This window comes from Pseudomonas sp. 65/3-MNA-CIBAN-0223, assembly GCF_040310425.1.
In the GTDB taxonomy this organism is placed as follows: domain Bacteria; phylum Pseudomonadota; class Gammaproteobacteria; order Pseudomonadales; family Pseudomonadaceae; genus Aquipseudomonas; species Aquipseudomonas gregormendelii.
This window is the reverse complement of record NZ_JBEOPV010000002.1, coordinates 185,494-198,855: the sequence shown is the minus strand read 5'-3', so window position 1 is coordinate 198,855 and position 13,362 is coordinate 185,494. Positions and strand designations below refer to the sequence as shown.

Genomic DNA, 13,362 nt, shown 5'->3' with positions numbered 1-13,362 from the left:
GCAGTTGGCTTCAGTGCTTCTGGCCCCAAGCCAGCAACCCTTGCAATAACTCCCGAAGCACCACCTGCGTCGGTGCTGCCAGGTCCGGTCGATAGCGGAACGGCTCAAACTCTTCCATGTACGTGCACTGGCCCAGCTCCAGCTGCACCGCATGAATGTTTTGCGCCGGGTTGCCGTAATGCCGGGTGATGTGGCCGCCCTTGAAACGACCATTGAGCACATGGCTGTAATCGGTGTGGCGAGCGCAGATCGCTTCCAGTTCGGTGGCCAGCTGTGGGTCGCAACTGGCGCCATTGAAGGTGCCAAGGTTGAAGTCCGGCAGCTTGCCGTCGAACAGGTGCGGGATGATCGAGCGAATCGAGTGCGCATCGAACAGCAACGCGTAGCCGAACTCGGCCTTCAGGCGCGCCAGTTCGTTCTGCAAGGTGCGGTGATACGGCGTCCAGATCTGTTCCAGATAGGTCGCCCGCTCTGCCGGTGACGGTTCCATGCCTTCGCTGAACAACGGGATGCCGTCGAACAGCGTGGCCGGGTACAGACCGGTGGTCGCCCCGGCGTACAACGGCTTGTCGTCAGACGGTCGATTCAGGTCGATGACAAAGCGCGAGTACTCGGCCGCCAGCGTGCTGGCGCCCAATTCAGCGGCAAACTCATAGAGCCTGGGAATGTGCCAGTCGGTATCCGGCAGGCTGCGCGCGTCAGGAATCAACCCGGCCTCGACCGCGGGAGTCAGGCGCAGGCCCGCGTGAGGCATGCTGATCAGCAGCGGCACACGACCTTGTTGGAAATTCAGAACCTTGTCCACAGCTGCTCTCCTATACGCTCGTTTCGACGCCGTGGCGCACGACGCGTTTTTCCAGATCGCCGCCCAGCCAGTACGACAGGTCGGCAGGACGATCGATTTGCCAGGCCACAAAGTCCGCGACCTTGCCGGCTTCCAGCGAACCATGGGTGCCGGCCATGCCCAATGCCGTAGCGGCATGGATGGTCGCGCCGGCGAGGGCTTCTTCGGGGGTCATGCGCAAGCAGGTGCAGGCCATGTTCAGCATCAGGCGTAACGACAGCGCCGGCGAAGTGCCCGGGTTGAGGTCGCTGGCGATGGCGATTTTCACGCCGTGCTTGCGCAGGGCTTCCATGGGCGGCAATTGGGTTTCGCGCAGGAAGTAGAACGCGCCCGGCAGCAGCACCGCGACGGTGCCGGAAGCCGCCATGGCGATGGCGTCGTCTTCGTCCATGAACTCCAGGTGGTCGGCGGACAGCGCGTGGTAACGCGCGGCCAGGCTGGAGCCATGCAGGGACGACAATTGCTCGGCATGCAGCTTGACTGGCAGGCCGAGCCCCTGAGCAGTGACGAACACACGCTCGACCTGCTCTGGCGAGAACGCCAGGTATTCGCAGAACGCGTCGACCGCGTCCACCAAGCCTTCGGCGGCCAGAGCCGGAAGCATTTCAGTGCAGATGTGCTCGATGTAGGCGTCGGCGCGATCAGCATATTCGGGAGGCAAGGCGTGAGCGGCCAGGCAGGTGCTGCGCACGCTGATCGGCAATTCGGCGCCCAGGCGGCGGATCACCTGCAGGATCTTGCGTTCGCTGGCCAGGTCCAGGCCGTAGCCGGATTTGATCTCTACCGTAGTTACGCCGTCGCGCATCAGGCTTTTGAGTCGCTTGGCCGCGCTGGCGAACAGTTCATCTTCACTCGCGGCACGGGTGGCGCGCACGGTGCTGGCGATGCCCCCGCCCTGGTTGGCGATTTCGGCGTAGCTCAAGCCTTGCAGGCGCTGTTCGAACTCGCCGCTGCGGTTACCGCCGAACACCGTATGGGTGTGGCAGTCGATCAGGCCTGGCGTAACCCAGGCCCCATTCAAATCGTTGACCGCCGGGTAGTCGCCTGCCGGCAGGTCGGCACGTGGGCCAATCCACTCTATGAGCGCACCGGACGTCACGATGGCCGCGTCCTCGATGACCGAGTAGACGCCTTGCGCCATGGTTGCGACGTGGCAGTGTTGCCAGAGCGTTTTCATCCCGAGTTCCTCGTCTTGTTCAAAATCGATTCGCGAGCAAGCCCGCTCCCACAAGAGATACGCATTCACCTGTAGGAGCTGTCGAGTGCAACGAGGCTGCGATCTTTTAATAAGCAAGATCAAAAGATCGCAGCCTTCGGCAGCTCCTACATGAGCGGCCTTACAGGCTCGGCAGCAACTTCACCGAGACCAGATCATTCAAACAACGCGTCGCCAACAATTCAGTCGCCGCGTTGATGTCCGGCGCAAAGAACCGGTCCTTCTCATAAAACGCCACTTCAGCACGCAAAATGGCGCGAGCTTTTTCCAGCTTCGCCGAGGTCTTCAAGCCTTCACGCAGATCCAGGCCCTGGCACGCTGCCAGCCACTCCACCGCCAGCACCCCACGCGTATTCTCGGCCATTTCCCACAAACGCTTGCCCGCAGCCGGTGCCATCGATACGTGGTCTTCCTGGTTGGCCGAAGTCGGCAGGCTGTCGACCGAATGCGGATGGGACAGCGCCTTGTTCTCGCTGGCCAGTGCCGCCGCCGTCACCTGGGCGATCATGAACCCGGAGTTGACGCCACCATTGGCCACAAGGAACGGCGGCAATTGCGACATGTGCTTGTCCATCATCAGCGAAATGCGACGTTCACTCAGGGAACCGATTTCAGCGATGGCCAAGGCCATGTTGTCCGCAGCCATGGCCACCGGCTCGGCGTGGAAGTTACCGCCGGAAATCACGTCGCCTTCGGCGGCGAACACCAGCGGGTTATCCGACACCGCGTTGGCTTCGACCGCCAGCACTTCGGCAGCCTGGCGCAATTGCGTCAGGCAGGCGCCCATGACTTGCGGCTGGCAGCGCAGGGAGTATGGGTCCTGGACCTTATCGCAGTTCTGGTGCGAGTCAGACACGTCACTGCGCTCGCCGAGCAAATCGCGGTAAGCAGCAGCGGCGTCGATCTGGCCTTTTTGCCCGCGAGCGGCGTGGATGCGTGCGTCGAATGGCGAGCGCGAGCCCAGTACCGCCTCGACCGTCAGGGCCCCCAGCGCCAAGGCGCCGGCGAACAGGTCTTCACCTTCAAACAGGCCGCGCAGGGCGTAGGCGGTGGACACCTGGGTACCGTTGAGCAGCGCCAGGCCTTCCTTTGCCGCCAAGGTCAGCGGGGTCAGGCCGGCGACTTTCAACGCTTCGGTCGCCTCCAGCCATTCGCCCTTGTAGCGCGCCTTGCCCTCACCCAGCAGCACCAGGGACATATGCGCCAGCGGCGCCAGGTCACCGGAAGCACCGACCGAACCTTTCAACGGAATGTGCGGGTAGACCTCGGCGTTGATCAACGCGATCAACGCATCGATCACCACCCGGCGAATGCCGGAGAAACCACGACTCAGGCTGTTGACCTTGAGCACCATGACCAGCCGCACCAGGGCGTCGCTGATCGGCTCGCCAACACCGGCGGCATGGGACAGCACCAGTGAGCGCTGCAGGTTTTCCAGGTCTTCGCTGGCGATGCGAGTCGAGGCCAGCAGACCGAAACCGGTGTTGATGCCGTAGGCGGTGCGGTTCTCGGCGAGTATCTGCTCAACGCAGGCAACGCTGGCCTCGATCTGCGCCGAGGCGCTGTCGTCAAGGCTGATTTTGACCGGCTGCTGATAAACATCGCGCAGTTGGGCAAGGCTCAGTTGGCCGGGAATCAGGTTTAGCGCAGTCATTCAAATGCTCCTTATGAGAGTTTGTTATTAACTACCAGTCGCTCCGGAGCATTCCGTTATCCGTCGCCTCTCGTCTTCTGGACGATCCGCGCCTTGGCACGCTGGTGTGGGTATTGGTCAGTGCAAATTCGGTAACGCGTCGTGCAGCCGCTGCGGATCTTTCAGCACGCTGGCGGCGGCGGCAATGTCCGGGGCCAGCCAACGATCCTGATCGTAGGCCGGAACCTGTTCACGCAGCAGGCGCCAGGCAATATCGGTGCCGACGCCAAAACGTTGCGGCTTGAGGAATTCGAACGCCTGGGCGGCCAGCAAGTATTCGATCGCCAGGATCTGCGTGCAGTTTTCCAGCGCGCGATGCAGCTTCAGCGCGGCATTGGTGCCCATGCTCAGGTGATCTTCCTGCAGACCCGAGGTGACGTAGTTGTCGAGCACCGCCGGTTGCGCCAACTGACGGTTCTCCGCGCATAGCGAAGCGGCGACGTACTGGACGATCATCATCCCGGAGTTCACCCCGGGATTGGCCACCAGGAATGCCGGCAGACCGCTGACATGCGGGTTGATCAAGCGGTCCAGGCGCCGCTCGGCAATGGAGCCGATTTCCGCCATGGCAATGGCCAGCAAATCAGCGGCCAGGGCCACTGACTGACCATGCGGGTTGGCCTGGGACATGATGCGGAAATCGTCCGGTGTGCCCAGCAGCATCGGGTTATCGGTGACCGAGTTGAGCTCGGTTTCAATCTGCTTTCTGGCGTGCTCCAGCTGATCGCGGGCGGCGCCGTGAACTTGCGGGATCGAGCGGATGCTCAGCGCATCCTGCGTGCGCACGCCCTTGCTCGACGCGATCACTTCACTGCCATCCAGCAACGCTCGCAAGTTGAGCCCGACCTGCTGCATGCCAGGATGTGGTTTGAGCGCAATGATCTCGGCATCGAACGCCGCGATCTGGCCACGCTGGGCTTCAAAGCTCATCGCACCGATCACATCAGCCCATTGCAGCAGACGCGTGGCATCAGCAATCGCCAGGCAGCTCAGGCCGGTCATGCACGGCGTGCCGTTGACCAGGCACAGGCCATCCTTGGCACCGAGCTGGACCGGTTGCAGACCTTCTTCGGCCAGGGCTTGCTGCGCAGAAACTATTTTCCCGCGATAGCTCACAGTGCCGACACCCAACAGCACGATGCCGATGTGCGCCATGTGGGTCAGATAACCGACTGAACCCTGGGAGGGCACTTGCGGGGTGATGCCTCGATTGACCAGCGCCAGCAGCGCTTCGATCACTGGACGGTGAATGCCGGATTTGCCATGACTGAAATTGCGGATCGCCGCACACATGATTGCGCGCGTCTGCTCGTCGGCCAATGGAGCGCCGACGCCACAGGCGTGGCTGAGCAGCGTGTTGCGCGACAGCTGGCTGAGTTGCTCGTCTTTCAGCGAGACGTTGCACAGTGCGCCCAGACCAGTGTTGACGCCGTACGCGCGCTCGCCGCTGGCGACGATGCGCTGGACGATGGCTTGGGCGTTCTCGATCCGCGCCCAGACCTGCGCCGACAGCTCAAGCTGTGCGCCATGACGGGCAACCGAGACCACATCCTGCCAACGCATCGGGGCGTCGGCGATAACGATTGTTTCAGCCTGGGACATCTCTACCTCATACCTGAATATTGATGCAGCATCGCCGACGCCATCGCTGGCAAGCCAGCTCCCACAGGTTCCGAGGTGTGCACACAAACTGTGGAACAAACCCCATCCCTGTGGGAGCAAGGCTTGCCCGCGATGGGGCCAGCACTTACACCGCAAATATCTTCAAACCACCGCTGCCCGCCGCTGCACAAACCGGTCGACATACTCATCCGCCGGCGAATGCAGGATCTCGCGCGGCGTACCCACCTGGATCAACCGCCCATCCTTGAGGATCGCGATCCGGTTACCAATGCGCACCGCCTCATCCAGGTCGTGCGTGATGAACACGATGGTCTTGTGCAAGGTCTTCTGCAGCTCCAGCAACTGGTCCTGCATTTCCGCGCGGATCAGCGGGTCGAGAGCGCTGAACGCTTCGTCCATCAGGATGATGTCCGTGTCTGCGGCCAAGGCCCGGGCCAGGCCCACCCGTTGGCGCATGCCGCCCGAGAGCTGATGCGGGTATTTGTTTTCGTAGCCCTTGAGGCCCACGGTGTTGATCCAGTGCAGCGCGCGCTCGGAGCACATCTGCTTGCTCTCGCCACGCACTTTCAGGCCGTAGGCGACGTTCTCCACCACGGTCTTGTGCGGCAGCAGACCGAAGCTCTGGAACACCATGCTGATCTTGTGCCGGCGAAATTCGCGCAGGGCTTCCATGTCGTATTGCAGGATGTCCACACCGTCCACCAGGATCGCGCCGCTGGTGGGGTCGATCAGGCGATTGAAGTGACGCACCAGCGTCGACTTGCCCGAACCGGACAGGCCCATGATCACGAAAATCTCGCCAGTGCCGATGCTCAACGACAGGTCGTTGACCCCGACCACGCAGCCGGTTTCGGCCAGCACCTGGTCCTTGGTCTTGCCTTGGCCGACCATGGCCAGCGCATCCTGCGCACGGTTGCCAAAAATCTTGAAGACGTTTTTGACTTCGATTTTGCTCACGGTTACGTCGTTCATTTGCTCACCTCATGCCGTGGCCGACCATACGCCTGAGTAATGCGGTCGATGACCACTGCCAGAATCACGATCGCCAGGCCGGCCTCCAGGCCTCGTCCGACGTTGAGGGTCTGAATCCCTACCAGCACATCCTCTCCCAGGCCACGGGCACCGATCATCGAGGCGATTACCACCATCGACAGGGCCATCATGGTGGTCTGGTTGATCCCGGCCATGATGCTCGGCAGGGCCAGCGGCAGTTGCACGCCGAACAGTTGCTGCCAGCGGTTGGCACCGAAGGCGTTGATCGCTTCCATCACTTCACCGTCGACCTGGCGAATGCCCAGGTCGGTCAGGCGGATCAGCGGCGGCGCGGCGTAGATCACCGTGGCGAAAATCGCCGGGACCTTGCCCAGGCCGAACAACATCAATACCGGAATCAGGTACACGAAACTCGGCATGGTCTGCATGATGTCGAGCAATGGCATCAGCACCGAACGCAGGCGATTGCTGCGCGCCGAGAGGATGCCCAGCGGTATGCCGATCAGTACCGATATCACCGTCGCGACCATCATCAGCGCGAGGGTTTGCATCAGCTTGTCCCAGAGACCGACGGCGCCGACCAGGAACAGCAAGCCGACGATAACGGCAGTGGTCACAACCTTGCGGGTCGCGTGCCAGGCAACACCCGCCACGATCGCCAGCATCAGCCACCAAGGCGCAGCACGCAGCAGCCCCTCAAGATTGACGATGGCCCACAACAGGGTGTCGGAGATCTGCCGGAACACATCGCCGTAGTTGGTGACCAGCGAATCGACCCAACCGTTGACCCAGTCGGCGATGGAAAAGGTAAAGCTTTCGGGAAACATAAGAGACTCTCGATCAAGGGGGTTGAGATGCAGCACCCGACTGCCGGGCTCGACAGTCGGAACGCTGGACCTACAAGGCCGCGTCGATTTTCCTGGCAGCGTCTTCGCTCACCCATGCATGCCAGACTTCAGGATGTTCCTTGAGGAAGATTTTCGCCAGTTTTGGCGAAGCGATCCGCTCCTTGGCCATGCGCCCCAGGTTCTGGTTCAGCAAGTCGATTGGCAGGTTGACCTTTTCCAGCACCGCCACCAGTTCCGGGGCTTCGTCGTGGAAGGTCTTGGACAGGCCGACCTTGATGGTCACGCTCTTGTCCACGCCCGGTTTTTCTTCGAGCTTGACCAGGTCGACCTGGCCCATCAGCGGAGTTGGCGACCAGTAGTAGAACAGGATCGGCTCGCCGCGCTTGTAGCTCGACAGCACTGCCGCATCCAGCGCCGGGCCGGTGCCTGGGCGGAAGTTGGTGTAGGTGCTTTCCAGGCCGTAGCTCTTGAGCATCTCGCTGTTGTCCAGCTCGCATGTCCAGCCAGCCGGGCAGTTGTAGAAACGGCCTTTGGACGGCTCTTCCTGATCCTTGAACACTGCAGCGTACTTGGCCAGGTCGGCGATGTTCTTCAGGTCAGGGGCCTTGGCTTCCAGCTTGCGGCTGGGGTCGCCCTCGATGACGTAACGCGGCACATACCAGCCTTCTACGGCGCCGGTAACAGGAGCGCCGACCCCGACGACCTTGCCGGCCTTCTCGGCCTTGTTCCAGACCTCGCTACGGCCCACCCACTCCTCGGCGAAAACCTGGATATCGTTGCTGCTCAAAGCGTTTTCCATGGTGATGGAGTTGCCCGGCAGGCTGTCGGTCTTGCAGTCGTAGCCTTTCTCCAGCACGACCTGCAGCACGTCGGTCAGCAACATGCCGCTTTCCCAGTTCAGGCCGGCAAATTTCACCGGTTTGCCCGACTCGCACCAGCCGGCTGCCTGGGTGGCGCCGGCACTGGCGAGCAGGCCCATGGAAAGTAGTGCGGTCAGCAGGGTCTTGTTCGATTTCATTGTCGTGACGCTCCTAATCATGAATGGGCTTACGGCAGTCAAGAGGCATCCAGCCCTGTCCACGTCCAATCAGGCCTGCGCCGCAGCGCGACCGGCCCCGCTGGTTTTTGGTGGTGCAACGCTGTCCTGCTCGACTGGCAGGATCAGTTGATCGGGTACGGTGCCATGCCATTTTTTGGCGCACACGTAATATAGAGCGGCTGGAAGCACCAGGCCGATGATCCAGGAAATATCCACACCGCCCATGGTTTCCACCAGCGGACCGGTATAGAACTTGGTGGCGATGAACGGCAGCTGCACCAATACACCGAACACATAGATGCTGATACCCAGGGCGTTCCAGCGACCGTAGCGGCCATTGGGATCGGCCAGCGCCGGCACGTCATAACGTTCGCGGGTGATGCAGTAGTAGTCCACCAGGTTGATCGCGCTCCATGGCGTGAAGAACGCCAGCAGGAACAGGATGAAGGACTTGAACGCACCGAGGAACGAGTGCTGGCCGAGCAGCGCGATCAGGGTCGCAGTGCCGACAATGAACAGAACGAACACCAGTCGCTGCAAGCGCGACACCTGCAGGTGACCACGAAAACCGCTGATGATGGTCGCGATACACATGAAGCTGCCATAGGAGTTCAGCGTAGAGATGGTGACCTTGCCGAATGCGATGCTGAAGTACAGCAACGCAGCGGTGGCACCGGTACCGCCCAGGCCCACAATGTAGGCCACTTCATGGCCGGCGAACTGCCCGTTGGCCGAAGCGGCGGCAAACACGCCGAGAATCATCGCCACTTGTGCGCCAATTACCGAACCCGCGCCGGCGGCAAAGAAGGTTTTCACCGAAGACGTGCTGCTTGGCAGGTAGCGAGAATAGTCAGCCACGTACGGGCCGAACGCGATCTGCCAGGACGCGGCGAGTGATACCGCCAGCAGGAAGCTGCTCCAGCTGAAGTGACGAATTTGCAGGAGTGCGCCGACGTCTGTCTGGCTCATCAGGCGGTAGAACAGGTAGACAAAGGCAATCACGCCGATGACGCTGGCGACACGGCCAATCCAGTGGATCACCCGATAACCAAGCACCGTGACCAGCACAATGACACTGGCGAAGATGAGGATACCGACGCTGTCGCTGACGCCGAACAACTGGCCCAGCGCCTGGCCGGACAGTACGGTTCCGGTGGCGGTGAAGCCCAGGTACATCAGGCACACCAGCACGATCGGGATCGCCGCGCCATACACGCCGAACTGCACCCGGCTGGAAATCATCTGCGGCAAGCCCAGCTTGGGCCCTTGCGCCGCATGCAACGCCATCACCCCACCGCCCAGCAATTGCCCGATCAACAGACCGATCAACGACCAGAACACATCACCGCCCAGCACCACGGCCAGGGCCCCGGTGACAATCGCGGTGATTTGCAGGTTGGCACCCATCCACAGGGTGAACTGGCTCAACAGACGACCGTGTCTTTCCGCTTCCGGGATGTAGTCGATCGAGCGCTTCTCGATCAAGGGTTTAGTGCCTGCACGTTCGTTGTTAACAGCCATGATTCAACCTCTGTGGATTGTTTTAATTGTTCTGTCGGGCTTACTCGGGCTCTGTGGGAGCTGGCTTGCCAGCGATGACGTCAGCACCTTCAACATCAATTCCAGCAGGGCCGTCGCTATCGCTGGCAAGCCAGCTCCCACAGGGGGTTGCGTTATTTACCGGTAATCATCGGCAGGTTCAGCCCCTGTTCCTTGGCGCAGTCGATCGCGATCTGGTAACCCGCATCGGCGTGACGCATGACCCCGGTTGCCGGGTCGTTGTGCAGCACGCGTGCAATTCGCTCAGCCGCCTCATCAGTACCGTCGCAGACAATCACCATGCCCGAGTGCTGGGAGAAGCCCATGCCGACGCCGCCGCCGTGGTGCAGGGAAACCCAGGTCGCACCGCTCGCGGTGTTCAGCAGAGCGTTAAGCAGTGGCCAGTCGGACACGGCGTCGGAACCGTCCTGCATCGATTCGGTTTCGCGGTTCGGGCTGGCAACAGAGCCGGAATCCAGGTGGTCACGACCGATCACGATCGGTGCCGACAGCTCACCGCTGCGCACCATTTCGTTGAACGCCAGGCCAAGCTTGGCGCGCAGGCCCAGGCCAACCCAGCAGATACGTGCCGGCAGACCCTGGAAGCTGATGCGTTCGCGCGCCATGTCCAACCAGTTGTGCAGGTGAGCGTCGTCCGGGATCAGCTCTTTTACTTTCGCGTCGGTCTTGTAGATGTCTTCAGCGTTACCCGACAGTGCCGCCCAGCGGAACGGACCAATGCCTCGGCAGAACAGCGGACGGATGTAGGCCGGCACGAAGCCAGGGAAGTCGAAGGCATTTTCCACACCCTCTTCCTGGGCCATCTGGCGGATGTTGTTGCCGTAGTCGAAGGTCGGGATGCCTTGCTTCTGGAACTCGAGCATCGCTTTAACGTGCACGGCCATCGATTGCTTGGCAGCCTTGACCACGGCAGCAGGCTCGGTCTTGGCGCGAGCGCGGTACTCTTCCCAAGTCCAGCCGGCCGGCAGGTAACCATTGAGCGGATCGTGGGCGCTGGTCTGGTCGGTGACCATGTCCGGGCGCACGCCGCGCTTGACCAGTTCCGGCAGGATCTCGGCCGCGTTACCCAGCAGCGCAATGGAAATTGCCTTGCCTTCCTTGGTGTATTTGTCGATACGCGCCAGCGCGTCGTCGAGGTCAGTGGCCTGTTCGTCGACATAACGGCTGTTCAGGCGGAAATCGATGCTCACCTGCTGGCACTCGATGTTCAGCGAGCAAGCGCCGGCCAGGGTTGCCGCCAGTGGCTGGGCGCCACCCATCCCGCCCAGGCCAGCGGTCAGCACCCAACGCCCCTTGAGGTCATCGTTGTAGTGTTGGCGACCGGCTTCGACGAAGGTTTCGTAGGTGCCCTGGACGATGCCCTGGCTGCCGATGTAGATCCAGCTGCCGGCGGTCATCTGGCCGTACATGGCCAGGCCTTTGGCGTCGAGTTCGTTGAAGTGCTCCCAGCTCGCCCAGTGGGGCACCAGGTTGGAGTTGGCGATCAGTACCCGCGGTGCGTTGCTGTGAGTCTTGAACACGCCGACCGGTTTGCCGGATTGCACCAGCAGGGTCTCGTCGTCGTTCAGGTTGGTCAGGCTTTCGACGATCTTGTCGTAGCACTCCCAGTTACGTGCCGCACGCCCGATACCACCGTAAACCACCAGTTCTTTAGGGTTCTCGGCAACTTCCGGGTCGAGGTTGTTCATCAACATGCGCAGCGGCGCTTCGGTCAGCCAGCTCTTGGCGGTCAGCTTGTTACCGCGGGCGGCACGGATTTCTACGTCACGAAACTTAGTGGTTTTGTTGTCAGTCACGAAAAAGACTCCTCAGCGATCAATTCAAACCAACCCTGGCAGTGGGCAAGCCAGCCTGTGCGCGTCGTTGCGCCACAAGCGAATCAGTTGACGCTGCGAGGAGTCCTGATCGACTCATACGCATACGTCTTTACTTGTACATACAAGCATATGCAATCAAGCGGCCAACTTGCTGGATGGCTGTTCAAGAAAAATTCTGAAAGAAGTGCAGAGCCTGTAGATCAAGGGTTTTGGCGTGCATGAAATTTTTTCGGAGAATTTGAACGCACCTGGGAGGGCTGTTACTGGAGCGCGGTTTTGCGCCACCCTGGGGCGTTCGGTAACAAAGTGGTGCGCGTTTTGGAACGCCGGAAAGCAAAAGATCGCAGCCTTCGGCAGCTCCTACGATGAGATGGCGTACATCCTGTAGGAGCTGCCGAAGGCTGCGATCTTTTAGAAGCTTGGATCAGCGCGCGATCAGCTCAATCACACAGCAATTACCGCCACTGGAGACTTCCAGCAGACCGGCATTACCATCAACCTGTAGGCAATCATGGCGGCCCAATTGCTGGGCACTGTTACCGACTTTCACTTCTAACGCGTCAGTGACACTGAACACCAGCACAGTCCCCGCCGAACTGAAAAACCGCTGCTCCCCTGCCAGCCACTGCAACCGCGCGTCGTAACGCTGCGGCGCATAGATCAGGTTGAAGTCGCGGATCGGCCCGTCGAGCAATCTGCAGGACACCTGGCTCTCGCCGCTAAAGGCAAACGGGTCCAGCGGTAACAATGGCCGTGTGTCCTGGCCATCAACGCGCAGGGTCATGCCCTCGCCTTGCAGCACGGTGATCACGCGTTCGTAACCGGCAAACATCGAGAACCCGCCCGACTCGCCAATATCGGCAATCGACAGGCGCCAGCCGAAACCGTCCAGGCCCGTGCCCGCATCCCGGGTAATTTCCTCAGTGCTGCCTCCGCCGTTTTTCCATGGCATGCGTGGGTAATCTTTGGCGCGTAAAACCATCATGTTCATTTATGGAACCGACCTTCCAGACGATGACGGGAACCGGGGTGGATCAACCGGGCGGCAGTCACCGGCTGACGCCCCGACCAGGTCCGGCGACGAATCAGCAGGCATGGCTCGCCTTTTTCAATTTGCAGCAATTTGCATTCGCTGGCCTCAGCCAGTATTGCCTCGACCACGTGCTCGCCTTCGGTCAGCGGTGCGACCTGGTTGAGGTAGGCGTACGGCGTTTGCAGGGTGAAGTCCTGCTTGAGGTAATCCGGGGCCACCAGCGCGTTAACAAAACGGTCTTCGATCTGCACCGGAATATCATTCTCGAAGTGCACGATCAGCGAGTGAAAAACCTTCTGGCCTTCGCGCATGTCCAGCGCCAGTGCACGCTCGGAGCCGGCGGCTTCTTCTTCCAGGGTGATCACCTTGCAGGTGTGACGATGGCCGCGAGAGGCGATTTCGTCGGCGATGTTGTGCACTTCAAACAGGGCCGACTGGCTTTTCGGCTCGGCAACGAACGTACCCACACCCTGCATACGCACCAACAGGCCGTCGGCGGTCATCTCGCGCAGGGCACGGTTGATGGTCATGCGGCTGAAACCCAGCTGGCTGACCAGTTCGCTTTCCGAGGGCACGCGGTAATGCGGCGGCCAGTTACCACTGTCGATTTGCTGGGTGATCATCTGTTTGACGCGGGCGTACAGGGGCGCCGGACTGTCGCCCATGTTCGCGGCCAACGGAGAGACAGCAGGCGGA

Annotated in this window: 11 protein-coding genes; all 11 read right to left on the bottom strand. The window is 61.1% G+C overall.

What is annotated here, in order from left to right:
• Nucleotides 1-10: 10 nt before the first annotated feature.
• Complete coding sequence (gene hutG / locus AAEZ09_RS02540; RefSeq protein ID WP_045061971.1) at nucleotides 11-805, bottom strand: N-formylglutamate deformylase; 795 nt, start codon at nucleotides 803-805, stop codon at nucleotides 11-13.
• Between the two features lie 10 nt (nucleotides 806-815).
• Nucleotides 816-2,021, bottom strand: coding sequence for an imidazolonepropionase (gene hutI / locus AAEZ09_RS02535; RefSeq protein WP_350598016.1), 1,206 nt, complete (start codon nucleotides 2,019-2,021; stop codon nucleotides 816-818).
• Between the two features lie 160 nt (nucleotides 2,022-2,181).
• Complete coding sequence (gene hutH, locus AAEZ09_RS02530; RefSeq protein WP_350598013.1) at nucleotides 2,182-3,714, bottom strand: histidine ammonia-lyase; 1,533 nt, start codon at nucleotides 3,712-3,714, stop codon at nucleotides 2,182-2,184.
• 117 nt (nucleotides 3,715-3,831) lie between these two features.
• Nucleotides 3,832-5,355 (bottom strand): histidine ammonia-lyase, encoded by a 1,524-nt coding sequence (gene hutH / locus AAEZ09_RS02525; protein ID WP_350598011.1) that lies wholly within the window; start codon nucleotides 5,353-5,355, stop codon nucleotides 3,832-3,834.
• A gap of 162 nt (nucleotides 5,356-5,517) precedes the next feature.
• A complete protein-coding gene (locus tag AAEZ09_RS02520) occupies nucleotides 5,518-6,348 on the bottom strand; it encodes a quaternary amine ABC transporter ATP-binding protein (protein ID WP_052673021.1) in 831 nt (276 codons plus the stop codon).
• Nucleotides 6,345-7,196, bottom strand: coding sequence for an ABC transporter permease (locus AAEZ09_RS02515; protein WP_045061975.1), 852 nt, complete (start codon nucleotides 7,194-7,196; stop codon nucleotides 6,345-6,347). The genes AAEZ09_RS02520 and AAEZ09_RS02515 overlap by 4 nt, the downstream gene beginning before the upstream one ends.
• A 70-nt stretch (nucleotides 7,197-7,266) precedes the next feature.
• The gene (locus tag AAEZ09_RS02510; protein WP_045061976.1) at nucleotides 7,267-8,235 is read right to left on the bottom strand and encodes an ABC transporter substrate-binding protein; all 969 of its coding nucleotides are present in this window, start codon (nucleotides 8,233-8,235) and stop codon (nucleotides 7,267-7,269) included.
• A gap of 69 nt (nucleotides 8,236-8,304) precedes the next feature.
• Nucleotides 8,305-9,777, bottom strand: coding sequence for a purine-cytosine permease family protein (locus AAEZ09_RS02505; protein WP_350598009.1), 1,473 nt, complete (start codon nucleotides 9,775-9,777; stop codon nucleotides 8,305-8,307).
• Nucleotides 9,778-9,929: 152 nt separating this feature from the next.
• Nucleotides 9,930-11,612, bottom strand: coding sequence for a urocanate hydratase (gene hutU, locus AAEZ09_RS02500; protein ID WP_045061978.1), 1,683 nt, complete (start codon nucleotides 11,610-11,612; stop codon nucleotides 9,930-9,932).
• Between the two features lie 445 nt (nucleotides 11,613-12,057).
• Nucleotides 12,058-12,624 (bottom strand): HutD/Ves family protein, encoded by a 567-nt coding sequence (locus tag AAEZ09_RS02495; RefSeq protein ID WP_350598006.1) that lies wholly within the window; start codon nucleotides 12,622-12,624, stop codon nucleotides 12,058-12,060.
• Nucleotides 12,621-13,331: a histidine utilization transcriptional repressor HutC gene (gene hutC, locus AAEZ09_RS02490; protein ID WP_172435301.1), complete on the bottom strand. Its 711-nt coding sequence runs from the start codon at nucleotides 13,329-13,331 to the stop codon at nucleotides 12,621-12,623. Before hutC ends, AAEZ09_RS02495 begins: the two co-directional genes overlap by 4 nt.
• Nucleotides 13,332-13,362: the final 31 nt, after the last annotated feature.

Bases quoted from the DNA above. Each gene is read 5' to 3' on its own strand.
- hutH (WP_350598011.1), bottom strand. From the start codon at position 5,355: ATGTCCCAGGCTGAAACAATCGTTATCGCCGACGCCCCGATGCGTTGG.
- hutH (WP_350598013.1), bottom strand. From the start codon at position 3,714: ATGACTGCGCTAAACCTGATTCCCGGCCAACTGAGCCTTGCCCAACTG.
- hutC (WP_172435301.1), bottom strand. From the start codon at position 13,331: ATGGGCGACAGTCCGGCGCCCCTGTACGCCCGCGTCAAACAGATGATC.
- AAEZ09_RS02515 (WP_045061975.1), bottom strand. From the start codon at position 7,196: ATGTTTCCCGAAAGCTTTACCTTTTCCATCGCCGACTGGGTCAACGGT.
- hutI (WP_350598016.1), bottom strand. From the start codon at position 2,021: ATGAAAACGCTCTGGCAACACTGCCACGTCGCAACCATGGCGCAAGGC.
- AAEZ09_RS02520 (WP_052673021.1), bottom strand. From the start codon at position 6,348: ATGAACGACGTAACCGTGAGCAAAATCGAAGTCAAAAACGTCTTCAAG.
- AAEZ09_RS02505 (WP_350598009.1), bottom strand. From the start codon at position 9,777: ATGGCTGTTAACAACGAACGTGCAGGCACTAAACCCTTGATCGAGAAG.
- AAEZ09_RS02495 (WP_350598006.1), bottom strand. From the start codon at position 12,624: ATGAACATGATGGTTTTACGCGCCAAAGATTACCCACGCATGCCATGG.
- AAEZ09_RS02510 (WP_045061976.1), bottom strand. From the start codon at position 8,235: ATGAAATCGAACAAGACCCTGCTGACCGCACTACTTTCCATGGGCCTG.